The organism is Curtobacterium sp. MCBD17_021 (assembly GCF_003234525.1).
GTDB lineage: Bacteria > Actinomycetota > Actinomycetes > Actinomycetales > Microbacteriaceae > Curtobacterium.
Window position 1 is genome coordinate 21,464 of record NZ_QKTS01000010.1, and the last position, 23,139, is coordinate 44,602.

Annotated in this window: 23 protein-coding genes and 1 pseudogene; 17 read left to right on the plus strand and 7 right to left on the minus strand. The window is 71.6% G+C overall.

Annotation, left to right across the window (positions count from 1 at the left end; translation table 11 throughout):
* Positions 1 to 27: 27 nt before the first annotated feature.
* Together DEI83_RS10180 and DEI83_RS10185 are read left to right on the plus strand one after the other, a co-directional pair.
* Positions 28 to 1,287 (plus strand): MFS transporter, encoded by a 1,260-nt coding sequence (locus tag DEI83_RS10180; RefSeq protein ID WP_111081851.1) that lies wholly within the window; start codon positions 28 to 30, stop codon positions 1,285 to 1,287.
* 178 nt (positions 1,288 to 1,465) lie between these two features.
* The gene (locus tag DEI83_RS10185; RefSeq protein WP_146243296.1) at positions 1,466 to 2,095 is read left to right on the plus strand and encodes a hypothetical protein; all 630 of its coding nucleotides are present in this window, start codon (positions 1,466 to 1,468) and stop codon (positions 2,093 to 2,095) included.
* Positions 2,096 to 2,134: 39 nt separating this feature from the next.
* Here DEI83_RS10185 and DEI83_RS10190 read toward each other — a convergent pair whose 3' ends face one another.
* Positions 2,135 to 3,049, minus strand: a complete 915-nt coding sequence (locus DEI83_RS10190) for a cation diffusion facilitator family transporter (protein ID WP_111081853.1) — start codon at positions 3,047 to 3,049, stop codon at positions 2,135 to 2,137.
* Between the two features lie 48 nt (positions 3,050 to 3,097).
* Between DEI83_RS10190 and DEI83_RS10195 the strand changes: the two genes are divergently transcribed.
* Together DEI83_RS10195 and DEI83_RS10200 are read left to right on the plus strand one after the other, a co-directional pair.
* Positions 3,098 to 3,790 carry a DUF4166 domain-containing protein gene (locus DEI83_RS10195; protein ID WP_111081854.1) on the plus strand — a complete coding sequence of 231 codons (693 nt, stop codon included), beginning with the start codon at positions 3,098 to 3,100 and terminating at the stop codon, positions 3,788 to 3,790.
* 20 nt (positions 3,791 to 3,810) lie between these two features.
* Positions 3,811 to 4,787 (plus strand): annotated as a pseudogene (locus DEI83_RS10200) (epimerase).
* On the opposite strand, the gene DEI83_RS10205 reads toward DEI83_RS10200, so the two are convergent.
* Complete coding sequence (locus DEI83_RS10205; protein ID WP_111081855.1) at positions 4,756 to 5,850, minus strand: EamA family transporter; 1,095 nt, start codon at positions 5,848 to 5,850, stop codon at positions 4,756 to 4,758. The pseudogene DEI83_RS10200 and the gene DEI83_RS10205 sit on opposite strands and share 32 nt — an antisense overlap.
* A gap of 71 nt (positions 5,851 to 5,921) precedes the next feature.
* Between DEI83_RS10205 and DEI83_RS10210 the strand changes: the two genes are divergently transcribed.
* Complete coding sequence (locus tag DEI83_RS10210; RefSeq protein WP_111081856.1) at positions 5,922 to 6,836, plus strand: LysR family transcriptional regulator; 915 nt, start codon at positions 5,922 to 5,924, stop codon at positions 6,834 to 6,836.
* Positions 6,837 to 6,899: 63 nt separating this feature from the next.
* Here the strand turns inward: DEI83_RS10210 and purB are convergent, their stop codons facing one another.
* From purB to DEI83_RS10225, 3 genes are read right to left on the minus strand one after another with little or no spacing between them, the layout of a single operon-like run.
* Positions 6,900 to 8,285 (minus strand): adenylosuccinate lyase, encoded by a 1,386-nt coding sequence (gene purB, locus DEI83_RS10215; protein ID WP_111081857.1) that lies wholly within the window; start codon positions 8,283 to 8,285, stop codon positions 6,900 to 6,902.
* A complete protein-coding gene (locus tag DEI83_RS10220) occupies positions 8,282 to 8,794 on the minus strand; it encodes a low molecular weight protein-tyrosine-phosphatase (RefSeq protein WP_111081945.1) in 513 nt (170 codons plus the stop codon). The genes purB and DEI83_RS10220 overlap by 4 nt, the downstream gene beginning before the upstream one ends.
* 51 nt (positions 8,795 to 8,845) lie before the next feature.
* Complete coding sequence (locus tag DEI83_RS10225; protein ID WP_111081858.1) at positions 8,846 to 9,247, minus strand: phage holin family protein; 402 nt, start codon at positions 9,245 to 9,247, stop codon at positions 8,846 to 8,848.
* 184 nt (positions 9,248 to 9,431) lie between these two features.
* Here DEI83_RS10225 and DEI83_RS10230 point away from each other — a divergent pair, with 184 nt between their 5' ends.
* The 6 genes from DEI83_RS10230 to DEI83_RS10255 all read left to right on the plus strand — a co-directional run bounded on the left by DEI83_RS10230 (position 9,432) and on the right by DEI83_RS10255 (position 15,959).
* A complete protein-coding gene (locus DEI83_RS10230; protein WP_111081859.1) occupies positions 9,432 to 10,529 on the plus strand; it encodes a histidinol-phosphate transaminase in 1,098 nt (365 codons plus the stop codon).
* 5 nt (positions 10,530 to 10,534) lie between these two features.
* Positions 10,535 to 11,671 carry a thiamine pyrophosphate-dependent dehydrogenase E1 component subunit alpha gene (locus tag DEI83_RS10235; protein ID WP_111081860.1) on the plus strand — a complete coding sequence of 379 codons (1,137 nt, stop codon included), beginning with the start codon at positions 10,535 to 10,537 and terminating at the stop codon, positions 11,669 to 11,671.
* Positions 11,672 to 11,757: 86 nt separating this feature from the next.
* Positions 11,758 to 12,717: an alpha-ketoacid dehydrogenase subunit beta gene (locus tag DEI83_RS10240; protein ID WP_111081946.1), complete on the plus strand. Its 960-nt coding sequence runs from the start codon at positions 11,758 to 11,760 to the stop codon at positions 12,715 to 12,717.
* A gap of 44 nt (positions 12,718 to 12,761) precedes the next feature.
* Positions 12,762 to 14,339, plus strand: a complete 1,578-nt coding sequence (locus DEI83_RS10245; protein ID WP_111081861.1) for a dihydrolipoamide acetyltransferase family protein — start codon at positions 12,762 to 12,764, stop codon at positions 14,337 to 14,339.
* 124 nt (positions 14,340 to 14,463) lie between these two features.
* Positions 14,464 to 15,039, plus strand: a complete 576-nt coding sequence (locus tag DEI83_RS10250) for a GNAT family N-acetyltransferase (protein ID WP_111081862.1) — start codon at positions 14,464 to 14,466, stop codon at positions 15,037 to 15,039.
* Between the two features lie 185 nt (positions 15,040 to 15,224).
* Positions 15,225 to 15,959, plus strand: a complete 735-nt coding sequence (locus DEI83_RS10255; protein WP_111081863.1) for a GntR family transcriptional regulator — start codon at positions 15,225 to 15,227, stop codon at positions 15,957 to 15,959.
* Positions 15,960 to 15,982: 23 nt separating this feature from the next.
* On the opposite strand, the gene DEI83_RS10260 is transcribed toward DEI83_RS10255, so the two are convergent.
* Together DEI83_RS10260 and DEI83_RS10265 are read right to left on the minus strand one after the other, a co-directional pair.
* Positions 15,983 to 16,435, minus strand: a complete 453-nt coding sequence (locus DEI83_RS10260; RefSeq protein ID WP_111081864.1) for a PTS glucose transporter subunit IIA — start codon at positions 16,433 to 16,435, stop codon at positions 15,983 to 15,985.
* Positions 16,432 to 16,668, minus strand: a complete 237-nt coding sequence (locus DEI83_RS10265) for a glucose PTS transporter subunit EIIB (protein ID WP_110823137.1) — start codon at positions 16,666 to 16,668, stop codon at positions 16,432 to 16,434. The genes DEI83_RS10260 and DEI83_RS10265 overlap by 4 nt, the downstream gene beginning before the upstream one ends.
* Before the next feature lie 179 nt (positions 16,669 to 16,847).
* On the opposite strand from DEI83_RS10265, the gene DEI83_RS10270 reads away from it, so the two are divergent.
* The 6 genes from DEI83_RS10270 (at position 16,848) to DEI83_RS10295 (ending at position 22,075) form a co-directional block, all read left to right on the plus strand.
* Complete coding sequence (locus DEI83_RS10270) at positions 16,848 to 18,113, plus strand: PTS transporter subunit EIIC (protein ID WP_111081865.1); 1,266 nt, start codon at positions 16,848 to 16,850, stop codon at positions 18,111 to 18,113.
* A 121-nt stretch (positions 18,114 to 18,234) separates the two neighbouring features.
* Entirely contained in the window at positions 18,235 to 19,149 is a 915-nt protein-coding gene (locus tag DEI83_RS10275; protein ID WP_111081866.1) for a metal ABC transporter solute-binding protein, Zn/Mn family, read from the plus strand.
* Entirely contained in the window at positions 19,146 to 20,039 is an 894-nt protein-coding gene (locus DEI83_RS10280) for a metal ABC transporter ATP-binding protein (protein WP_111081867.1), read from the plus strand. The genes DEI83_RS10275 and DEI83_RS10280 overlap by 4 nt, the downstream gene beginning before the upstream one ends.
* A complete protein-coding gene (locus DEI83_RS10285; protein WP_111081868.1) occupies positions 20,039 to 20,959 on the plus strand; it encodes a metal ABC transporter permease in 921 nt (306 codons plus the stop codon). The genes DEI83_RS10280 and DEI83_RS10285 overlap by 1 nt, the downstream gene beginning before the upstream one ends.
* Positions 20,956 to 21,378 carry a Fur family transcriptional regulator gene (locus DEI83_RS10290; protein WP_111081869.1) on the plus strand — a complete coding sequence of 141 codons (423 nt, stop codon included), beginning with the start codon at positions 20,956 to 20,958 and terminating at the stop codon, positions 21,376 to 21,378. The genes DEI83_RS10285 and DEI83_RS10290 overlap by 4 nt, the downstream gene beginning before the upstream one ends.
* 10 nt (positions 21,379 to 21,388) lie before the next feature.
* On the plus strand, positions 21,389 to 22,075 hold the full coding sequence (locus tag DEI83_RS10295) for an alpha/beta fold hydrolase (protein ID WP_111081947.1): 687 nt from the start codon (positions 21,389 to 21,391) through the stop codon (positions 22,073 to 22,075).
* The last annotated feature ends 1,064 nt before the right edge of the window (positions 22,076 to 23,139 follow it).

Consider the following 23,139-nt stretch of genomic DNA (forward strand, 5'->3'; position numbering starts at 1 on the left):
ATGAGACCTCGGCGGGACCATCGAGGCATGTCAACCGTCACTGCAACGTCGGCGTCCGACGCTCCGGCCACAGCTCCGGCCCCACGAGGCCGTCGAGCACACACGCGTCGCCGCCACGGCTTCGGCTTCTGGGCCGTCGCCTTCGCCTTCACCTCGGTGATGGCCTTCGCGACCGTCCCCGCCCCGCTGTACGTGATCTACCAGGCGCGTGACGGCTTCCCGACCTTCACGACCACCGTCGTCTTCGCCGCGTACGGCCTCGGCGTCGTCGCCTCACTCTGGCTCGCCGGGCACCTCAGCGACGTACGCGGCCGTCGTCCGCTCATCCTGGTGTCCGTGGCGCTCGAACTCGTCGCCGCCGTCCTGTTCCTCCTCTGGAACGACGTCACCGGGCTGATCGTGGCGCGGCTCGTCACCGGCCTCGGTGTCGGGACCCTCACCGCCACGGCGACCGCCCACCTCGGGGAGCTCAGGGTCCGGGCGACCGGCGACGAGTCCTCGGCGACGGGTGCGAGCGTGGCGGCGGGTGTCGTCAACCTCGGCGGACTGTCGCTCGGAGCCCTCATCGGAGGCGCGCTGGCCGAGTTCGTGGGACAGCCGCTCATGGTGCCCTACGTGGTGTTCGTGATCGCCCTGGCCGTCGCCTTCGTCGGGGTGCTCGCCGTGCCCGAGACCGTCGACCGCCCGGTGAGCCCGCCGCCGTACCACCCGCAGCGCCTCCAGGCCCCCGAGGGTCAGGGCGCCGCCTTCTGGGCCGCCGGGACGGGTGCCTTCGCCGCACTCGCCGTGCAGGGGCTCTTCACCTCGGTCGCGCCGACCTTCCTCGGGACGACCTTCCACGTCACCGACCGACTGGCCGCTGGTGCCACGACGTTCGGGGTCTTCGCCGCGAGTGCGCTGTCGCAGATCGTCTTCGCGAAGCTCCCGCAGCGCACGCAGATCCGGCTCGGCGTCGGGCTGTTGGTCGGCGGCCTCGCGGTCCTCGCGGTCTCGGCGGTGGTGCTCCAGGTCGCCGGGTTCATCGGCGGCGGGGTCGTCGCCGGCGCCGGGGTCGGCCTGCTCTTCCGCGCCTCGATCGGCAGCGCCGGTGCCCTCGTCGGTCCCGAGCAGCGCGGTGGCGTCCTGGCTGCCACGTTCCTCATCGCCTACGCCGGGCTCACCGTCCCGGTCGTCGCGGTCGGCGCCGCACTGCTCGTCCTGCCGACCCTGCCCGTCCTCATCGGGTACGTGGTGCTCGTCGCGACGCTCGCGAGCGTCGCGGGGGCGCGCCTGGCCGCACGCGCCTGACCCGGCGCGACACGCCCCCGTCCATCCGAGACGCAGCCGAACGCGCGAGACGCTGCTCGATCCGGCGGCGTCTCGCTCGATCCGGCGGCGTCTCGGAGTCCGGCGGCGTTCCCTGGCATCCGGCGGTCCCGAGGCTCCGGCGCCCGGGAGGCGCGCACCCCTCCGGCATACTGGCCCGATGCCCCAGAAGCGCTCGCGATCCACCGTGACCGGCGTCGCCGCTGCGATCGCCGCCGTCCTCGTGGTCGGCGGGTTCGCCCTGACGAACGCAGGCGAGGGCGACGACGCCGTCCTGTCGGCCGCCCCGTCCGCGACCGCGACCACGCCGGCCGACGCATCGCAGGCGGCAGACGGTCCTGGCAGCGCGAGTGGCGTGGCGGTCATCGCCCGCAGTGGCCCCGACCTGCCCGGCGCCGACGTGCTCAGCCCTTGCGACGTCGACACCAGGGCGCAGGTCGCCTCGTACGACACCGCGGCCCTCGGCGGGGTCGTGATGCAGTGCGGGAACGCCGCGCAGGGCTACGAGCACATCCGCGTCCGGCACACCGCCGACTGGGAGGACGTCCTCCGCGGCCACACCACGAGCCGGGACTGGGACGATGCCATGTTCACCGCCGTGCACACGGCTCTGACCGACCCGCAGAAGGGGCTGCCGGTCGACGCCGGGGACGGCAAGGTCTGCTACGCCGCACCGATCCGTTTCGACGACGGCAGCACGCCCAGCCCGGACGGCTTCGTCAAGGTGATCGTGTCCGCGACGACGGAGCGGGTCATCACGGCGTACCCGACGGACGAGTCGGACTGCTGACCCGCCGGACCGAGGCCCCGTGGGGCGCGTCGGCACCGGTCAGGCGTGTACCTCGTGCTCGTGTCGCTGGTGGGACACCGGTTCGAGCTGGAAGGTCGAGTGTTCGACCGGCACGTCGAAGTGCTCCGCCACGCACTGCTGCAACTCGTCCAGGATCGCCGGTGCGTGCGCGGTCGTGAAGCAGTGGTCGTCCACCACGACGTGCGCGGTGAGGTTCGGGACACCGGTCGACACCAGTGTGGCGTGCAGGTCGTGCACGGCGATCACGTGGTCGAGCTCGAGGATGTGCCCGCGGACCGCGTCGAGGTCGAGCCCCCGCGGGGTGGCCTCGAGCAGGACGTCCGCGGTCTCGCGCAGGAGCTTCACGGCACGAGGCAGGATGAGCGCCCCGATGAGCAGTGCTGCGACCGAGTCCGCCCGCTCCCAGCCGGTCAGGAACAGCACGACGGCGGCCGCGATGACGGCGACGGACCCGAGGGTGTCGTTGAGGACCTCGAGTCGCGCCGCCCGCGAGGTGAACCCCTCGCCCGACGCCCGGACGAGGACCGCGAACGCCACGAGGTTGCCGACGAGCCCGACGAAGCCGAAGACGAGCAGTGGTCCCGCCTCGATGTCCTCGGGCACGAACAACCGCTGGACCGCGGAGATCACCACGTAGACGCCGACCGCGAGCAGGATCGCGGCCTGTGCGGTCGCGCCGAGGACCTCCGCCCGCTGGTACCCCCACGTGCGTCGGGCCGTCGGGATCCGCCGTGCCAGACGCGTGGCGACGAGGCCGATGCCCAGCCCGCCGGTGTCGACGACCATGTGCCCGGCGTCGACGAGCAGGGCGAGCGACCCGGTCACGACCGCCCCGACGACCTCGGCCAGCAGGATCCCCGCGGAGATGCAGAAGGCGACCAGCAGCGCGCGCTCGGACGCGTGTCCGTGCGTGTGGCCGTGGTCGTGTCCCATGCCCGCCATCGTAGGAGCACCGTCCGACGACGTGCCAGGATCGGGGTCGTGAGCCGGTCGCCCTACGAGCTGAGTGCGCCCGCCGACGTCCTCGCCCGCCTGCACCCCCGCCTCCGGACCTACTTCGGTCCGGTCCCGCCCGGGTCCGTCGGCCGCGGCGAGGGGGTCTTCACCGTCGTCGGGACGCCGCGCCGGTGGCTCTGGCCCGTCCTGGCGCTCTTCGCCCGCGACGCCGTGATGTTCCCGGTCTGGGAGCACGACGTCCCGTTCACGGTCGAGAACCGCCCGGTGCGCGTCGGTCGCGGAGCCGGGGCCGTCGACCTCGCGCCCGGTCCCGTCCCCGCTCGTGACGCCGGACGCGTGGCCGTCCGCGCTCGCCGCACCTTCCACTTCCGCTCCGGCGACCGGACGATGGTCGACGCGATCACCGCCGAGCCGGAGGGTCTCGTCGACCACCTCGGCCACCGCGGCCGGGTGAGCGCGCTGCTGGCCGTGGACGTCGCGGCGACCGGACCGGATGCCGGAGCCCTCCGCCTGGTCTCCACGCGCGTGACGGTCCGCGCGCTGGGACGTGGGTGGAGCCTCCCGGCCGTCATCGCACCGCGGGTGGTGCTCACCGAACGATTCGATGACGATGCCGACGTGCAGCGCGTGTCCCTGGTGCTCTCCGCACCGGTCCTCGGCACGCTGTACCGGTACGAGGGGACGTTCCGGTACGCCGTCGTGCCCGACGACGCGTGACACGGGACCAGGAGGACAGCATGAGCGAGCAGCAGCAGCGTGTGGTGGTGGCGGGGGCGAGCGGGTTCGTCGGCCGGTACCTGCAGGACGCGTTCCGCGCCGAGGGGTACGAGGTCGTCACCGTCGGTCGCACCGGCGACGCGGTCTGGGGGAACACCCTGCGGATCCGGGAACTCGTCGACGGAGCCGACCTCGTCGTGAACATGGCCGGCAAGAGCGTGAACTGCCGGTACGGACGCCGGAACCGTGCGGAGATCCTGCGCTCCCGGGTCGACACCACGCTCGAGCTGGCCGAGGCGATCCGGACCGCCGAGCACCCGCCACCGCTGTGGCTCAACGCGTCCACCGCGACGATCTACCGGCACGCCGACGACCGCCCGCAGGACGAGGAGACGGGGGAGCTCGGGGAGGGCTTCTCGGTCGGGGTCGCCCGCGCGTGGGAGGACGCCCTCTTCGGCGCCGACCTGCCGAGCACCCGGCGCGTGGCGCTGCGGATGGCGATCGTGCTCGGCGACGGCAGCGCGCTCGTGCCCCTGCTCCGTCTCGCGCAGGCCGGCCTCGGCGGTCCCCAGTACGACGGCCCGTGGTTCCCGACCCGGGCGCGTCTCGCGGCGGGCACGTACCACCACGACCGGCACACGCACGGGCGGCAGCGCTTCAGCTGGGTGCACATCGACGACGTCCTCGGGGCGATCCGGTTCATCCGCGACCACGAGGACCTCGACGGCGTCGTCAACGTCACGAGTCCGAACCCTCCGACAACCGCACCGTGATGGCCACGCTCCGCGACGCCGTCGGGCGGCGTTCCGGCCTGCCGACCTGGCGGTGGATGCTCGAGCTCGGGTCGTTCGCGATCCGCACCGAGACCGAGCTCGTGCTGAAGAGTCGGTGGGTGGTGCCGACCCGGCTCACGCAGGCCGGTTACGAGTTCCGGTACCCGCACCTGCGCGGGGCACTCGCCGAGATCATCGCCCAGCGGCGCCAGCGCCGGGCGTGAGCCCGGCCGCGGCCGCCGCAGCCGCAGCCGCGGCGTCGTCGGCTGTGGTGGAGCCGGCAGCCGCGGCGTCGTCGTCGGCTGCGGTGGAGTCGGCCGAGTCGGTGGCGCGGGACGCCCCCGTCTGCTGAGGACGCCCCGGTCCGCCCCGGACACCTCCGGAGCCGGCGGCGTCACGCAGATCCGGCGGCGTCTCGACGACGCGCGGTGGCCGTGACGACCACAGCACCGCCCCCACGACGACTGCACCGGCCACGGCCTCGACCACGTCGGGGACCTCGCCGAACGCCGCCCACGAGGCCAGCACTCCGACGACCGGCACGAGCATCGAGAACGGCGCGACCGTGCTCGACGGGTACTTCCCCATCAGCCGCGACCAGATGCCGTAGCCGACCAGACTGGCCGCGACGACGATGTACAGGACGCCGAGGTCGGCCGGCAGTGCCTCGAGCGTGAACGCGGTGCCGAGCGCGTGGCCGATCCGCTCGGGTCCCTCGACGACGAACGACAGCACGGCCATCGGGATCGGCGGGACGACCGCCCACCAGAGCGTCAGGTGCAGCGGGTTCACCGGGCCGGTCCGCCGCGTCGCCACGTTGCCGAACGCCCAACCGAGGGCACCGCAGAGGACCAGCGCGACGGGCAGCAGCGCCGCGGTCTGCGCCCGGTGCACGGCGATCACGCCGAGGGCCGCGACGGCGATGCTGACGCCGATCACCTGGCGCGCGGTCAGACGTTCCCGGAGCAGCACCCCGGCGAGCAGGACCGTGAACGGCGCTGCCGCCTGCACCACGAGCGACGCCAGTCCCGACGGCATCCCGGCGGCCATGCCGAGGTACAGGAACGCGAACTGCACGACCCCGAGCGTCGCGCCGACGAGCAGGATCCACCGGAACGGCACCTTCGGCCGTGGCACGAACAGCAGCGTCGGGACCGCGAGCAGGGTGAACCGCACCGCCGCGAGCAGGAACGGCGGGTAGTGCTCGAGCGCGATCGCGGTCGCCGGGAAGTTCAGGCCCCAGGCGACGGCGACGACCAGGGCGAGGATGCGATCGCGGAACAGCACCGGATGATCGTCCCGCACCCGACGCAGTAGCACCAGCGAACGATCCGACAGGCTCGTTGTAGGGTCCCTGCATGGTCGGCTTCGACATCGCCCTGCTGCCCGTCCTCCGCGAACTCGCCGAGCGGGGGAGTGTCACCGCGGTCGCCACCGCCACGCACCGGACACCGAGTGCCGTGTCGCAGCAGCTCCGGACCCTGCAGCGTCAGGCCGGGGTGCCGCTCGTCGAACGCATCGGCCGCGGCGTGCGCCTCACCGAGCACGGTCGTGCCCTGGCCGGGATGGCGACCGGCGTCGCGACCGCCCTCGCGACCGTCGAGTCCGCGTGGGCGGAGCACCTCGCCGGTGCCACCGGGACGGTGGACCTCGCGGTGTTCCCCTCGGCCGCGGAACTGCTGCTGCCCGGGCTCCTCACCCGCATGCGCGCCCATCCCGCGATCGCGCTCGAACTCTCCGACGTCGACGTGAGCGAGGGCGAGTTCGCCCCGCTGACCGCTGACCACGACGTCGTCATCGGCCACCGGCCCGACGGCGCCCGCGGTGCGGACCGCCGGACCGTCGAGACGGTCCCGCTGCTCCGGGAACCGCTCGACGTCGCCCTGCCGCTCGACCACCCCCTGGCAGGCCGGGCACGGGTCGGCATCGAGGACGTCGTCGGTGAGACCTGGATCGGCGTGCCCGAGGACTACCCGATCGACCGGGTGCTCACCGCGATGGCGGCCGCGTCGGACACGCCACCGTCGGTGGCGTTCCGCACGATCCACCTGCCGGTGATCGAGAACCTGGTCGCCGCGGGACACGGCATCGCGCTCGTGCCGCGCTACACCTCGCGGACGCGGGCGCCCGGGCGGTTCCGGGTGGCGACCCTCGCGGACGTCCGCGCAGGTCGACGGATCGAGGCGTTGGTCCGGCCGGACCGCGCGGTGCGTCCCGCGGTCCGGGTCGTCCTGGAGGCCCTGGTCGCCGGAGCCACGGACGTCACCACCTGACGTGGCGGAGCCGCACCGTGCCTCCCGGCCCGCCCGCTCGGCGCGTCCCGCGGGACGGATGCGTCAGACGTCGAGGTGGTCGACCAGTTCGTCCGCCAAGCCCGTGTAGGTCGCGGGCGTCAGGTTCGTCAGCCGGGCCTTCGCGCCGTCCGAGATGTCGAGCCCGTTCACGAACGTGACGAGGTCGTTCCGTCCGATCCGCTTGCCGCGCGTGAGCTCCTTGAGCATCGCGTACGGGTCCTCGATGTCGGACTGCCCGGCGGTGACCTCGGCACGGATGACCGTCTGGATCGCCTCGGCGAGCACCTCCCAGTTGCCGTCGAGGTCCTCGGCCAGGCGCGTCTCGTTCACCGCGATCTCGCCGAGCCCGCGGCGCAGGTTGTCGAGCGCCAGGAGCGAGTGCCCGAACGCGACGCCGATGTTCCGCTGCGTGGTGGAGTCGGTCAGGTCGCGCTGCAGGCGGCTCGTGACGAGGGTCTCGGACAGCGTCGAGAACAGCGCCGACGAGATCTCGAGGTTCGCCTCGGCGTTCTCGAACCGGATCGGGTTGATCTTGTGCGGCATCGTCGAGGACCCCGTGGCGCCGGCCACCGGGATCTGCGTGAAGTACCCCATCGAGATGTAGGTCCACACGTCGGTCGCCAGGTTGTGCAGGATCCGGTTGGCGTGGCGGACCCGGTCGTACAGCTCGGCCTGCCAGTCGTGCGACTCGATCTGGGTCGTCAACGGGTTCCACGTCAGGCCCAGGCCCTCGACGAACTCGCGGGACAGTGCGGGCCAGTCCGCCTCGGGGTCGGCGGCCAGGTGCGCCGAGAAGGTGCCGGTCGCGCCGGAGAACTTGCCGAGGTACTCGCCCCGCTCCACCTGGGACAGGACCCGCTCCAGGCGGTAGACCACGACCGCGATCTCCTTGCCGAGCGTGGTCGGCGTCGCCGGCTGGCCGTGTGTGTGCGAGAGCATCGGGACGGCGCGGAGGCTCGTGGCCATCTCCCGCAGGCGCTCCACGACCGCGCGTGCGGACGGCAGCCAGACCTGCTCGACCGCGTCCCGCACGGTGAGGGCGTACGACAGGTTGTTGACGTCCTCGCTCGTCGCGGCGAAGTGGGTGAGTTCGGCGACGGCGTCGAGGCCCAGGTCGCTCAGTCGACGGCGGACGAAGTACTCGACCGCCTTGACGTCGTGACGCGTGGTCGCCTCGATCTCGGCGAGCTCCGCGATCTGCGCCTGACCGAAGTCGTCGACGATCGCGCGGAGGGCTGCCTTGTCGTCGACCGACAACGGCGAGGTGGTGAACATCGCGTGGTCGGTGAGGAAGACGAGCCACTCGACCTCGACCCGGATCCGGGCCCGGTTCAGCCCGGCCTCGGACAGGTGCTCACCCACCGTGTGCACGATCGGGTAGTAGCGCCCGTCGAGCGGGCTGATCGGCTGCGGGGGAAGGGGGGTCATGGGGCTCCCTGGCGGACTGCCGGCTCGAGCTGGTGGAAGAGCGCTCGGCAGGCCTGTTCGACCGTGCTGAGCACCCGGTCGAACTCGTGTCGGTCCGCGTAGTACGGGTCCGGCACGTCGGCCTGCTGAGGCCAGGCGTCGTCGTACCGCAACAGGAGCGTCACCTTGGCGGCGTCGTCCATCGTCGGAGCCCATGAACGCAGGATGCGTTCGTGGGAGCGGTCGAGTGCGACCACCAGGTCGAGGTCCGGGAACCGGTCCGGGTCGAACTGACGGGCGCGATGCCTGCTGCCATCGTATCCGCGTGCCGCGAGCGCTGCGATCGTACGCTCGTCCGCGGGCTCGCCGACGTGCCAGTCGCCGGTGCCGGCGGACTCGACGACGAAGCGGTCGGCCATGCCCGCGTCGGCGGCCGTCTGCGCGAACACGATCGCGGCCATGGGCGACCGGCAGATGTTGCCGCTGCAGACGAAGGAGACACGGAAGGGCGACGGGGCGCCGGCGTCCATGGTCATGTGCACATCATGGCGCAGCCGGGTGACGGGCGCGATGCCCGTCCGTCAGGCGCGACCGCGGCCGCGGAGCACCGGGCGGGCGACGAGCCCGACCAGCCAGGAGACCACCGCGAGCACGAACGCCCCGACGATGCCCCAGCCGAAGGACTCGACCGACAGCCCGAAGCCCAGGGCGGTCGAGACCCCGGCGACGATGAGCAGCAGGACGCCGTTGACGACGAACGAGATGAGCCCGAGCGTCAGCACGTAGAGGGGGAACGCGACGATCCGGATGAGGGTCCCGACCACGGCGTTCACGATCCCGAACACGAGTGCGACGAGCAGGTAGGTGAGGACGGTCTCGACGGGACCACCGTCCCCGAACGAGTCGACCGACACCCCGGCCACGATGAGGGTGGTGAGCCAGAGGGCGACGGCGTTGACGATGAGCCGGACGAGGAACCGCATGAACCCATGATGCCGCGTGCGACCGTTGGCCTGACCCGGTGACCGACCGACCTGTGCACATCCGTCACCTCGGGGGCGCAGCATCGCGGTCCTGCCCGTTGGCCTGACCCGGTGACCGACCGACCTGTGCACATCCGTCACCTCGGGGGCGCAGCATCGCGGTCCTGCCCGTTAGCCTGACCCGGTGACCGACCGACCTGTGCACATCCGTCCTGAGATCGCGGTCCTGCCGCCCTACAAGCAGGGACGCCAGGCCGCGCCGGACGCCCTCAAGCTCTCGAGCAACGAGAACCCCTTCCCGCCGCTGCCCGGCGTGGTCGAGGCCGTGCAGGCGCAGACCGCCTTCAACCGGTACCCGGACGCCACCGCGCTCGCGGTCCGCGCCGTCCTGGCCAACCGCTTCGGCACCACGGTCGACGAGGTCCACGTCGCCCCCGGCAGCGTCGCGATCCTGCACGAGCTGGCGAAGGCGACCTCGGGCCCCGGCGACGAGGTCGTGTACGCCTGGCGGTCGTTCGAGGCGTACCCCGGGGTCGTCACGGTCGCCGGTGCGACGAGCGTGCAGGTGCCGAACCGGCCGGACGGCGGGCACGACCTCGACGCCATGGCGGCGGCGGTCACCGAGCGGACCCGCATGGTGATCGTCTGCACGCCGAACAACCCCACGGGCCCGATCGTCACCGGGCCCGAGTTCGAGGCGTTCATGGCGCAGGTGCCGGCCTCCGTGCTCGTGGTGCTCGACGAGGCCTACGCCGAGTTCGTCACCGACGTCGACGCGGTCCGTGGTCCGGCGCTGCTCGAGCGGTACCCGAACCTGGTCGTGCTCCGGACCTTCTCGAAGGCGTACGGTCTGGCGGGCCTGCGCGTCGGGTACGCGCTCGGACCGGCATACGTCCTCGATGCCGTCCGTGCGTGCGCCATCCCGCTGTCGGTGACGGCGCAGGGACAGGCGGCAGCGCTGGCCAGCCTCGAGCGCGAGGGCGAGCTCCTCGAGCGGGTCGCCGAGCTGGCGGAGCGCCGGGACCGGATCCGCGCCGGGCTGCTCGCCCAGGGCTGGGACGTCCCCGAGGCGCAGGGCAACTTCGTGTGGCTCCCGACCGGTGAGCACACCGCGCTCGCCGCAGAGGCGTTCGAGCACGCCGGCCTCATCGTCCGGGCCTTCGCGCCCGAGGGCATCCGCATCTCGATCGGCGAGCACGAGGCTGTCGCAAAGCTCCTCGAAACCGCGGGTGCCGTTGTGGGACGTCTCACAACGGCGGGTTCCGACCGGCCGGTACGCTGACCGACATGTTGTTCCGCGCCGCGGCTCCTGCGACGACCCCCGTCCAGCTCCTCGACCCCGAGGGCCGGTTCGTGGAGACCGACGAGAACGCCGAACTCGCCGCCGTCGCACAGGCCCTCCCTGACGAGACCCTCCTCGCGATGCACCGGCAGATGGTGCTCACCCGACGCTTCGACCACGCCGCCGGGAACCTGCAGCGCACCGGCCAGCTCGGTCTGTGGGCGCCGAGCCACGGGCAGGAGGCCGCCCAGGTCGGGTCCGCGTTCGCGCTCCGACCGCAGGACCACGTCTTCCCGTCGTACCGTGAGCACGCCGTCGTCCTGCAGCGCGGGGTCGACCCGATGGAGATCATCTCGCTGTTCCGTGGGCAGGCCCACGGCAACTGGGACCCGGACGAGCGCGGCAACACGCACATCTACACGCTCGTCATCGGCGCGCAGACGCTGCACGCCACCGGGTACGCGATGGGCCAGGCGCTCGACGGCGTCGTCGGCACCGGTGACCCGACGGTCGACGAGTGCTCGATCGTCTACTTCGGCGACGGCGCGACCAGCCAGGGCGATGTGAACGAGGCGTACGTGTTCGCCGCGTCGCACACCGCCCCGGTCGTCTTCTTCCTGCAGAACAACCACTGGGCGATCTCGGTGCCGGTGTCGGTGCAGTCGCCGACCCCGCTCGTCGACCGGCCGCGTGGCTTCGGGATCCCGAGCATCCGGGTGGACGGCAACGACGTGCTGGCCTCGTACGCGGCGAGCGTCGTCGCGACCGAGCACGCCCGGACCGGTCAGGGCCCCGCGTTCGTCGAGGCCGACACCTACCGCATCGGTGCGCACACCAGCTCCGACGACCCCACCCGCTACCGGGCCGACGACGAGCTCGCCGGTTGGGTCGCCCGTGACCCGATCACCCGGTCCGAGGCGTACCTCCGCAGCCGCGGCGCGACCGACGCCCAGTTCGCGGAGTTCGACGCCGAGGGCGAGCAGATCGCGGTCGACATCCGCACCCGCACGAACGCCCTCCAGGACCCGCCGATGGAGGCGATGTTCGACAACGTCTACCGTGAGCCGCACCCGCGCATCGACGAGCAGCGCGCATGGCTCCGGGACTACGAGGCCGGCCAGGACGCAGGAGCCCACGCATGAGCACCACCGAGCAGCTCTTCGACTACACGCTCCGGTCGCACCCGGGCGCAGGCGAGGTCCCCGCTGACCCGACCCCGACCCTCCCGATGGCCAAGGCGCTCAACGCCGGCCTGGCGAAGGCGATGGAGGCGGACGACAAGGTCCTGCTGATGGGCGAGGACATCGGTCGTCTCGGCGGCGTCTTCCGCATCACCGAGGGCCTGCAGGACCGCTTCGGCCCCGACCGCGTGCGGGACACCCCGCTCGCCGAGTCCGGCATCGTCGGGACCGCGATCGGGCTGGCGCTCCGTGGGTACCGCCCGGTCATCGAGATCCAGTTCGACGGCTTCGTCTGGCCGGCGTTCAACCAGATCACCTCGCAGCTGGCGAAGATGGCGAACCGGCTGCCGGCGCACATGTCGCTGCCGATCGTCATCCGCATCCCCTACGGCGGGCACATCGGCGCGATCGAGCACCACCAGGAGAGCCCCGAGGCGTACTTCGCGCGCACCCCCGGCCTGCGCGTGGTCAGCCCGAGCACCCCGAATGATGCCTACTGGATGATCCAGGAGGCGATCGCGTCGAAGGACCCGGTGGTGTTCTTCGAGCCGAAGTCGCGCTACTGGCCGAAGGGCCAGGTCGACCTGGTCGACGGGCACGTCCCGATGCACACCACGCGCGTCGCGCGCACCGGCACCGAGGTCACCCTCGTCGGCCACGGCGCGATGGTGGCGACGCTCATGCAGGCGGCCGACATCGCAGAGGCCGAGGGCACGAGCTGCGAGGTCGTCGACCTCCGCTCGATCTCGCCGATCGACTGGGAGCCGCTGCTCGCCTCGGTGCGCAAGACCGGTCGCCTGGTCATCGCGCAGGAGGACTCCGGCTTCATCAGCGTCGGCAGCGAGATCGCCGCGACCGTCGCCGAGCGGGCGTTCTACACGCTCCAGGCGCCGCCGCTGCGGGTCTCCGGCTTCGACATCCCGTTCCCGCAGTCGAAGCTCGAGCACTTCCACCTGCCCGACGCCGACCGCGTCCTCGAGGCCGTGGACCGCGCCCTCGCCTACTGACCCGCACCCGTCCCGTACGACCGAACCCTGCTGAAGGAGCCGACGTGTCCGTCGCCGAATTCCCCCTGCCCGACGTGGGGGAGGGCCTGACCGAGGCCGAGATCGTCCAGTGGCGCGTCGCCCCCGGTGACGAGATCGCCGTGGACCAGGTGCTCGTCGAGATCGAAACCGCGAAGTCGCTCGTCGAACTGCCGTCGCCGTTCGCCGGCACGGTGACCGGGCTGCTCGTCGCCGAGGGCGACACCGTGGAGGTCGGCAAGCCGATCATCCGCGTCGAGTCCGACGCGGCCGCGGCGCCGACGGGAGGCCCGGCTCCCGTCGCCGACGCCGCTCCCGTCGCGCCGACCCAGACCCCAGCACAGGCCCCGACCCCGGCAGTGCCCGCCGCTGCCGTGGCACCCGTTGCTCCGGCACCCGTGGCACCGGTGCCGGCTGCTCCCGCGCCGAGCGCGCAGGCCGCCGCCGTGCCCGCTCCGGCCACCGCCCCCGCGCCGGCCCAGGTCGCCGTCGACGCCGGTGTCGTCGGCACGGACGAAGGCTCCGGGGCCGTCCTCGTCGGGTACGGGTCTGCCACGTCCGCGCCGTCCCGCCGGAAGCCGGGCGCACGCCGGGCCGCAGCGGCCGCCGCCGAGGCGAGCCGGGCCTCCAGTCGGGAGGCCGACCTCGACCTGGTGACCGACGACGGCGAGGCGACCACCGCCGACGCCGTCGCCGCCCAGGGCCGTCGTCCCGCCCGACCGACGATGCCGAGCGCCTCGGCGCTGCAGGTGATGGCGAAGCCGCCGATCCGCAAGCTCGCGAAGGACCTGGACGTCGACCTGACGACCGTCGTCGCCACCGGGCTCGCCGGCGAGGTCACGCGTGACGACGTCATCCGGCACGCCAAGCAGGCCAGCGTCTTCCGCAACATCGAGACGCCCGAGTGGGGTGGCGTCCGCCAGGAGACGATCCCGGTGAAGGGCGTCCGCAAGGCCATCGCGACCGCGATGACCACGTCGGCGTTCACCGCCCCGCACGTGTCGCTGTTCGTGGACGTCGACGCGACCCGCACGATGGAGTTCGTCAAGCGACTCAAGGAGTCGCCGACGTTCGCCGGGGTCAAGGTGTCGCCGCTGCTCATCATGGCGAAGGCCGTGATCTGGGCCGTGCGCCGGAACCGCTCGGTGAACTCGTCGTGGACCGACCGCGAGATCATCGTCCACCACTTCGTGAACCTCGGGTTCGCCGCCGCGACGCCCCGCGGGCTGCTCGTGCCGAACATCAAGGACGCGCAGGACATGTCGCTCCTCGAGCTCGCGAAGGCGATCGAGGAGATGACCCTCACCGCCCGTGACGGCAAGACGTCGCCGGCGCAGATGGCCGACGGCACGATCACGATCACGAACATCGGTGTCTTCGGCATGGACACCGGCACACCGATCCTCAACCCGGGTGAGGTCGCGATCGTCGCGATGGGCACGATCAAGCCCAAGCCCTGGGTCGTCGACGGCGACGTCCGCTCCCGCATGGTGACCACGATCGGCGCCTCGTTCGACCACCGCGTGGTCGACGGTGACGTGGCCTCCCGCTTCGTGCACGACGTCGCCTCGGTCATCGAGGAGCCCGCGCTCCTGCTCGACTGACGAGCCACACCGTCCGCACCGCGCGATCCGGTCCGCGCCGACCCTGCTGGCCGGCACGGTCCGGGTCGCGCGGTCTTGGTGTGCCGTTCACGCCGATGTCGGCGGCGCGGGGGAGGATCAGGGCATGGTCCACCAGCTGCTCATCCCGCAGCAGGAGATCCGGACGGGTCGCCTGGTGCTCACCCCCGTGACGCCCGCGGACATCGACGCGGTGCACGAGCTGTTCTCCGACGCCCGCACGTGGACCCACCTGCCCGCGGGGCGGCACATCGCCCGCGCGGAGACCGAGGACCTCGTCCAGCGGAAGATCGGCGGTCGCGTGCGGCACGGGCTCGGCTCGTGGGCCGTCCGCTCGGCGGAGTCCGGCGTCTTCCTCGGCGTCGGCGGTGTCGACCTCACCGCCGGGGGCGTCTGGAACCTCGGGTACCGGCTCGTCCCGGAGCACCACGGGCACGGGTACGCGACCGAACTGTCGCGCGCTGCCGTCGACGCCGCGCGCGAGCTCCGGCCCGACGTCCCGGTGACCGCCAGGGTCCTCACGAACAACCCGGCGTCCGCGCGTGTGCTGGCCCGGGTCGGTCTGTCGCAGGTGTGGCAGGGACCGACGCGCACGGCTGCCCCGGCCGGTGTCGAGTGCCAGGCGTGGAGTGACCGGGCGCTGTCCCCCGCCCAGCTCGACTGGCTCGTCGACAACGCCTGACGGGCCTCCCGGCCGGTCGGCGAGCACCGAGCCGGCCCGGTCGTCGCGGTCCGGGGGAGGGCCTGCACAGCGCCCACCGGGCCTGGACGACGCCATGCCGTCGTTGGTCCGCTCGGGATGGAACGGTACTGTGAGAGCACTGGTCATGTCCGCACAGGACCACCGCCGCAGCACGAGGAGTCCGTTTGTCCCGCCGCATCACCGAGGGTGCTGAACCGAAGCACCAGCAGCTGCGGCGGATCCTGCTCGACCTCATCACCACGCGGCTCGCACCCGGTGCCGCGATCCCCTCGGAGCGGCAGCTCATCGCCGAGTACGGCGTCTCCCGGATCACCGTCCGGGAGGCCCTGGGGCAGCTCGTCAACGAGGGGCACCTCGAGCGGGTGCGCGGCAAGGGCACCTTCGTCGCGCACCGTCCGATGCAGTCCACGCTGCACCTCGCCTCGTTCACCGAGGAGATGCGGGCGATGGGGCACGTGCCGACGACCGTGGTGCTGGTCCGCGAAGAGCGTGTGCCGCCCGCCGCCACGGTCGCCGCGCTCCGCCTGGCCGAGGGCGAGGCGGCGTACCACCTCAAGCGCCTCCGGATGGCCGACGGTGCGCCGGTCTCGGTCGACGACGCCTGGCTCGCCGCAGCGGTCTTCCCCGGTCTGCTCGACCACGACCTGTCGGGCTCGGTGTACTCCATCGCGGCGGACGTCTACGGGCACCCCATCGACCGGGCGCAGCAGACCGTCGCGGCCAACCCCGCCGATGACGAGGTCGCGACGCTGCTCGGCACCCGGACCGGGGCGCCGCTGCTCGAGTTCGACCGGGTGTCCTACTCGGGCACCCGGCCGGTCGAGCACGCCCGCAGCTGGTACCGGTCCGACCGCTACCGGGTCCAGATGGAGGTCACGGCAGCGCGGGCCATCGCCTGACCCGCCGCGTCAGCAGCCGGTCGTCAGACCTCGAACAGGGCGTCCCCGGCAGCGACCGTGCTGCCGACGGTGTCCTGGGGGACCGAGTCCGGCGTGGAACCGAGCACGACGACCGGCACGACCGGCGAGTAGCCCGCCGCGGTGATGGCGGACGGGTCGAAGCGGACGACGGGGTCGCCGGCCGAGACGGTGTCACCCTCGGTGGCGAGCAGTTCGAAGCCCTCGCCCTTGAGCTTGACCGTGTCGATGCCGACGTGCACGAGGACGTCGGTGCCCGCCGACCCCTGCAGCGCGAAGGCGTGCGGGTGCAGCTTGACGATGGTGCCGTCGACCGGTGCCACCGCGGTGACCGGACCGGTCGTGCCGGAGGGGTCGACCGCGACGCCCGCACCGACGAGCTGCTCGGCGAACACCGGGTCCGGCACGTCGGCGAGTGCGACGACCGGACCGGCGAACGGCGTGCGGACGACCGTCACAGTTCGTCCTGGATGTCCTGCGCGAGGTTGTCGGCGATCGGACCGACGATGACCTGCCAGCCGGTGCCGCCACCGACCACGGCCTGGGCTCCGGCTGCCTTGAGGGCGTCCTTGTCCACCAGGTCGCCGTCCTCGACCTCGACGCGGAGGCGCGTGATGCAGCCCTCGACCTCGTCGATGTTGTCGGTTCCGCCGAGTGCGGCGATGATGTCGGCTGCCTTGATGTCGGCCATCTGTTTCCTCCTCGTTACGGGTTCGCTCACAGGTTGACACGGCCGTCCGTGGTCATCGACACTACGAACTGGTCATGACCGGACAGGACCGGACCTGGCGACACTGCCGAGGGTACCTGCGCCGACCACACGACTCAACTCACCCCGACCAGCTCCACCCGATGACGAGAGGACCGCCGATGAGCACCGCTGCCCCCACGGACGTGCCGGAGAAGAAGACGCCGAAGAAGCAGAGCAGGCTCTTCGCCAACGCCCAGCGGCTCGGCCGCAGCCTCCTGCTCCCGATCGCGGTCATGCCCGCGGCCGGCATCCTGCTCCGACTCGGCCAGTCCGACATGCTCGGCGCGATCCCCGGCTTCGAGCAGGGCGCAACGATCATCGCCGCGGCCGGCAACGGTGTCTTCACCTGGTTGCCGCTGCTCTTCGCGGTCGGCATCGCGATCGGCTGGGCGAAGAAATCCGACGGCACGACGGCCCTCGCCGCGGTCGTCGGCTACATGGTCATGTACCAGGTGTTCGCGGCCATGTCGCCGATCGTGCTCGCCGGCGTCGAGGACGCGAACGGCAACCAGGCCACGATCAACTTCGGGGTCCTCGGCGGCATCGTGATGGGGCTCGTCTCCGCACTGCTCTGGCAGAAGTTCCACCGCACGAAGATGCCCGACTTCCTCGGGTTCTTCTCCGGTCGTCGCCTCGTGCCGATCCTGACCGCGGTCGCCGGCCTCGTCATCGCCGTGCTCATGTCGTTCGTCTACCGCTACTTCGACATCGCGTTGACCGCTGCCGGCCAGGCCGTCGCCGACAACGCCGTCATCGGTGGTGGCGTCTTCGGGTTCGTCAACCGCATGCTCATCCCCGTCGGCCTGCACCAGCTGCTCAACTTCTTCCCGTGGTTCCAGCTCGGCAGCTTCACCACCGACGGCGTCACCTACCACGGCGACATCGCGCGCTTCCTCGCCGGCGACCCCTCGGCGGGCATCTTCCAGGCCGGGTTCTTCCCGATCATGATGTTCGCGCTGCCGGCCGGCGCCCTGGCGATCTGGCGCAACGCCAAGCCGCAGAACCGCAAGCTCGTCGGCGGCATCATGCTCTCGGCCGCGCTGACCTCGTTCGTGACCGGCATCACCGAGCCGCTCGAGTACTCCTTCATGTTCGTGGCGTTCCCGCTCTACGTCATCCACGCGGTCCTCACCGGGACCTCGCTGGCGCTGGTGAACGCCCTCGGCATCAACGACGGGTTCTCGTTCTCGGCGGGTGCGATCGACTACGTGCTGAACTTCGGCAAGGCGGACGGGGCGATCTGGCTCATCCCGATCGGCCTGGCGTACGCGGTCGTCTACTACTTCCTCTTCAGCTTCGTCATCAAGAAGTGGAACCTGCGGACCCCGGGTCGTGAGGACGACACGATCGCCGAGAACTCGATCGACGCGGTCACCAAGCCGTAGTCGCCGGAGCTGCCCTCCGGGAGGCCCGTCACCAGCTGGTGGCGGGCCTCCCGTCGTTCGGTGGACCGTCCGATGCTCGCGCTTTTGACAATCGTTATCACCTGGCGCTAGCGTCCTCGGCATGCACTCCCGCCGCCTCCTCGCCCTGCCGCTCGTCGTCGGCGCCGCCGCGCTCGCCCTGACCGGGTGCGCGACCTCCTCCACCTCGTCGGACGACCGTGGTGACGGTCGGATCCGCGTCGTCGCCTCGACGAACGTCTACGGCTCGATCGTCGAGACCATCGGTGGTGACCACGTCGACGTGACGAGCATCCTGAACGACCCGTCGCAGGACCCGCACTCGTTCGAGTCGAGCGCGAAGACGCAGCTCGCCGTGTCGAAGGCCGACCTGCTCATCGAGAACGGCGGCGGGTACGACAACTTCATGACGACGCTCGCGGAGTCGTCGAACACGGAGGCCGACGTGATCAACGCCGTCGACGTGTCCGGGCTCGACTCGGGCGGCTCCGACGAGTTCAACGAGCACGTCTTCTACAGCTACCCGGCCATGGTGAAGCTCGTCGACGAGGTCGCGAAGCGGCTCAGCGACCTGGACGGCGCGGACAAGAGCACGTTCGCGACCAACGCCGACGCACTGACCGAGAAGCTGCAGGACCTCGAGTCGCAGACCGCGGACATCGAGCAGACCGTCGACGGCGACAAGGTGGCGTACACCGAGCCGGTGCCCGGCTACCTGTTCGACGCGATGGGTCTCGACAACGTGACGCCGGACGACTTCTCCGAGGCGATCGAGGAGGGCGACGACGTCCCGCCGGCGGCGCTCAACGACACGCTCAAGCTCTTCTCGGACGACGACGTCAAGCTGCTCGCCGTCAACGAGCAGACCTCCAGCCCGGAGACCGAGCAGGTGCAGAAGGCCGCCGAGGACGCCGGTGTCCCGGTGGTCGGTGTGACGGAGACGCTCCCGAAGGGGGAGGATTACGTCTCGTGGCAGCAGGCGAACATCGACGCGGTGCAGGCGGCACTGACGAAGTGACGACGGTCCAGGAGCCGACCCGGACCGCCACTGCCGAGCGCAGTGGCGGTCCCGCTGTGCTCGCCCTCCGTCAGGCCGGGCTGTCGTACGGCAGCCGGACGCTCTGGGACGGACTCGACCTGGACGTCGCACCGGGGGAGTTCGTCGCGGTCCTCGGGCCGAACGGGGCGGGCAAGACGTCGCTGCTCCGGACCGTCCTCGGTCAGCAGCGGCTGACGAGCGGCTCGATGTCGTTCCTCGGACGACCGGTCCGCCGCGGGCACCGGAGGATCGGGTACATCCCGCAACAGCGGCTCATGGACTCCGGCACGCCCCTGCGCGCCCGCGACATGATCGCCCAGGGCGTCACCGGTCACCGCTGGGGTGTCCGCCCCGAGCGTCGGGCAGAGCGGGAGCGCATCGAACGGATCATCGACGAGGTCGGTGCGACGGACTTCGCGGACGCCCCCGTCGCGGAGCTCTCCGGCGGCGAACAGCAGCGCACCCGCGTCGGGCAGGCGATCGCCGCCGACCCCGCACTCCTGCTGTGCGACGAACCCCTCATCTCGCTCGACCTGCGGCACCAGCGTGGCGTCACCGAGCTCATCGACCGGCAACGTCGGCAGCAGGGCGCCGCGGTGCTCTTCGTCACCCACGACGTGAACCCGATCCTCGACGTGGTCGACCGCGTCCTGTACATCGCCGGCGGACGATTCCGCATCGGCGCGCCGGACGAGGTCCTCCGCGCCGACGTGCTCAGCGACCTCTACGGCACGCCCGTCGACGTCGTGCGCACGATGGGCCGGATCGTCATCGTCGGCGCGAGTGACGCGCACGACACCGCCGGCGACGGCCACCACCACTGCGAACCCGCCCCGCACGGGGTCGACCCGGACGAGGGGCGGTTCTGATGGACATCTGGTCGACGGTCTTCTCGTTCCAGGACTACGGCGAGCTGCTCGTGCTCGTCCGCAACTCGATCATCGCGGGCGCCGTGCTCGGCGTCGTCGGCGGCCTCATCGGCCCGTTCGTCGTCGCGCGGAACATGCCGTTCGCGGTGCACGGCATCAGCGAGCTGTCCTTCGCCGGGGCGAGCGTCTCGCTGCTGCTCGGCGTCAACGTCGTCAGTGGCTCGGTGGTGGGCTCGCTCATCGCCGCGCTCCTCATCGGCCTGCTCGGCAGCCGTGCCCGCGACCGCAACTCGATCATCGCGGTGCTCATGCCGTTCGGGCTCGGCCTCGGCATCCTCTGCCTCGCGCTCTACAAGGGCCGGGCGGCGAACAAGTTCGGCCTGCTCACCGGGCAGATCGTCGCCGTCGACAACCCGCAGCTCGGGTTCCTCGTCGTCATCTCCGCCGTGGTCGTCCTCGTCCTCGTCGTGATCTGGCGGCCGCTGATGTTCTCGTCCGTCGACCCCGACGTGGCCGCAGCCGCCGGCGTCCCGGTCCGGACGCTCGGGCTCGTGTTCATGCTCGCGCTCGGCCTGGCCACCGCCGTGTCGGTGCAGATCGTCGGGGCACTCCTGGTGCTCTCGCTCCTGGTCACCCCGGCGGCCGCGGCCCTGCGCGTGACGGTCAACCCGGTGCTCGTGCCGCTGCTGTCCGTCGGGTTCGCGGTGACGTCGGTGGTCGGCGGGATCCTGTTGGCACTCGGCGGCGGCCTGCCGATCAGCCCGTACGTGACGACGATCTCGTTCCTCATCTGGGTGGTCTGCCGGGTCCTCGGGGCCCGGAAGGAGCGCCGTGGACGCGACCGGGTGACGGACCGTGAGCAGCACACCGGCGGTGGGACGGGCCTCCCGGCCGCCACGAAGGAAGGAGTCGCAGCATGAACGCCGTGCAGAAGCCACGACGCAACACCTGGCAGCGCGAAGCGGTCCGCGGTGCCCTCTCCGAGACCGAGGGGTTCGTCAGCGCCCAGTCGCTGCACGCGCACCTGCGGGACGGCGGGTCGACGATCGGCCTCGCCACCGTGTACCGGGCGCTGTCCGACCTGGCCAGCGACGGGGACGCAGACTCGCTCCAGCAGGACGGCGAGTCGCTCTACCGGGCGTGCACCACGGACAACCACCACCACCACCTCATCTGCCGAGTGTGCGGCAGGACCGTCGAGATCCAGGCCGACCCGGTCGAGGAATGGGCGCGAGCCACCGCCGCGGCGAACGGGTTCTCGAACGCCAGCCACGTGGTCGACGTCTTCGGCGAATGCGCCGAGTGCACGGCCCGTGCCGCTGTCCGAGGTGGCGCGTAGTCTCCGCGACATGCACGTCATCCTGGTGCCCGGGTTCTGGCTCGACGCGAGCGCGTGGGACGACGTCGTCCCGGTCCTCCGAGCGGCCGGGCACAGCGTCGACGCGGTGACGCGGAGCGGGGCCACGCTCGACGACCAGGTCGCGGACCTCGCCGACCGCCTCGGCGTCGCCCCTGAGCCCGCGGTGCTCGTCGGGCACTCCGGCGCCGGGCCCATCGCCGCCATGGCAGCCGACCGACGCCCGGACCGAGTGCGGCACCTGGTCTACGTCGACACGTTCCCCGGGCCGGAGGGCGGATGCGTCAACGACGAGCTGCCGATCGTCGACGGGCAGGTGCCGCTGCCGTCGTGGGACGTGTGGGAGCCCGCGACCGTGCGCGACATGACGCCGGAGATCCGGGCGGACCTCGAGCGCCGGGCGGTCGCCGAACCCGAGCGGGTGGCCTCGGACCAGTTCCACTACGCCGACCCCGCTCGACACCGGATCCCGGCGACGGTCATCACGTGCGAGATCGCGCCGGACGAACTGGTCGGCATGGTCGCCGACCACCAGGCCTGGGCCGCGGAACTCGTGGCGACCGAGGAACTCGAGATCGTCGGGCTGCACACCGGGCACTGGCCGATGCTCACGGCGCCGCGGGAACTCGGGGCGCTCATCGTGCAGGCGCTCGCGCCGCGTCCGACGGACGGGGTCTAGCCGGCCGTACGCCGAGCGCTGGCCGCCGCCGGCCGCCGACCGTCCCGTCGAGGTCGCACTGTCTGCCGCCGTCCCGGCGGCCCGCCGACCGTTCGTGCGACCTCGGCAGAGCGCGGTCGCGTTCTGTCGTCCGCCAGCTGACTCGTCCGACTGCCGTGTCACCTGTCTGCACCGCCGAAGCGGACACCGTGATCGGCAGGGACGTGCTCGATCAGGGCGCGACGACACGTGGGATCTCGAGCGTCGCGCTGGCGTCCTCGGACGAGTTGCGCCGCAGCTCTGGCGGGTCCGTGGACGGTGTTGCGTTCGGCCCCCCATCACCGGGCATTTTTGCGGGACAGGCATACGGGAATCCCCCGGTCAAGCAGGACACGGGGAAGTTGTCGCGGTTGTCGCCGCCAGCCGTGTACCGGCGGACGACCGGCTTGCGGGACACCGTGCTTGGCTGTCAGACGTGGCAGATAAATCTCGTGGCACTGTGCGTGTCGATGCGGCACTGGAGCACGTGCCCGCCCTCATCCGGTCGGCAGTGGCAGGCATCCCACGGTCCTCGATCACCGACATCGATGACAGCACTGCGGTCGTCACACAACGGTCGGGCGTCCTGATCCCCCGTGCCGAGGTCATCACTCTCGGGTTTCAACCCGCCGAAGACGGTCGGGTGGAGGTTGTGATCTCGGCCGCTCGGCGCGGAGGGCTGGCTGCTCCCGACGCAGTGCCGTCTCAATTCGAGAAGTCTCTCTTGGCGTCGATCCGCACAGCCTCGGAGACGGCGACGCACTAGGCGCGCGTTAGCCGATCCCCTACCGGAACGATCAAGAGCGACCGAGCGAGCGTTCGGTAGCTCACCCTCAATGGGGACGAGGTTGCTTCCTTCGACGCGCCCGTCACTTCGGGAAGGACCATGTCGTCGACGGGGGTGCGGGCTCAGAAGCGCGGCGAACTGCTCCTGCTCCTTCTCCCGTCGGACGAGGGACGTTTCGCTAGAGTGCGCACGAACGGTGGTTGAGGGGGAACATTGGGACGACGTATCAGTGATGGTGGGGGCCGTGCCATCAGGCATG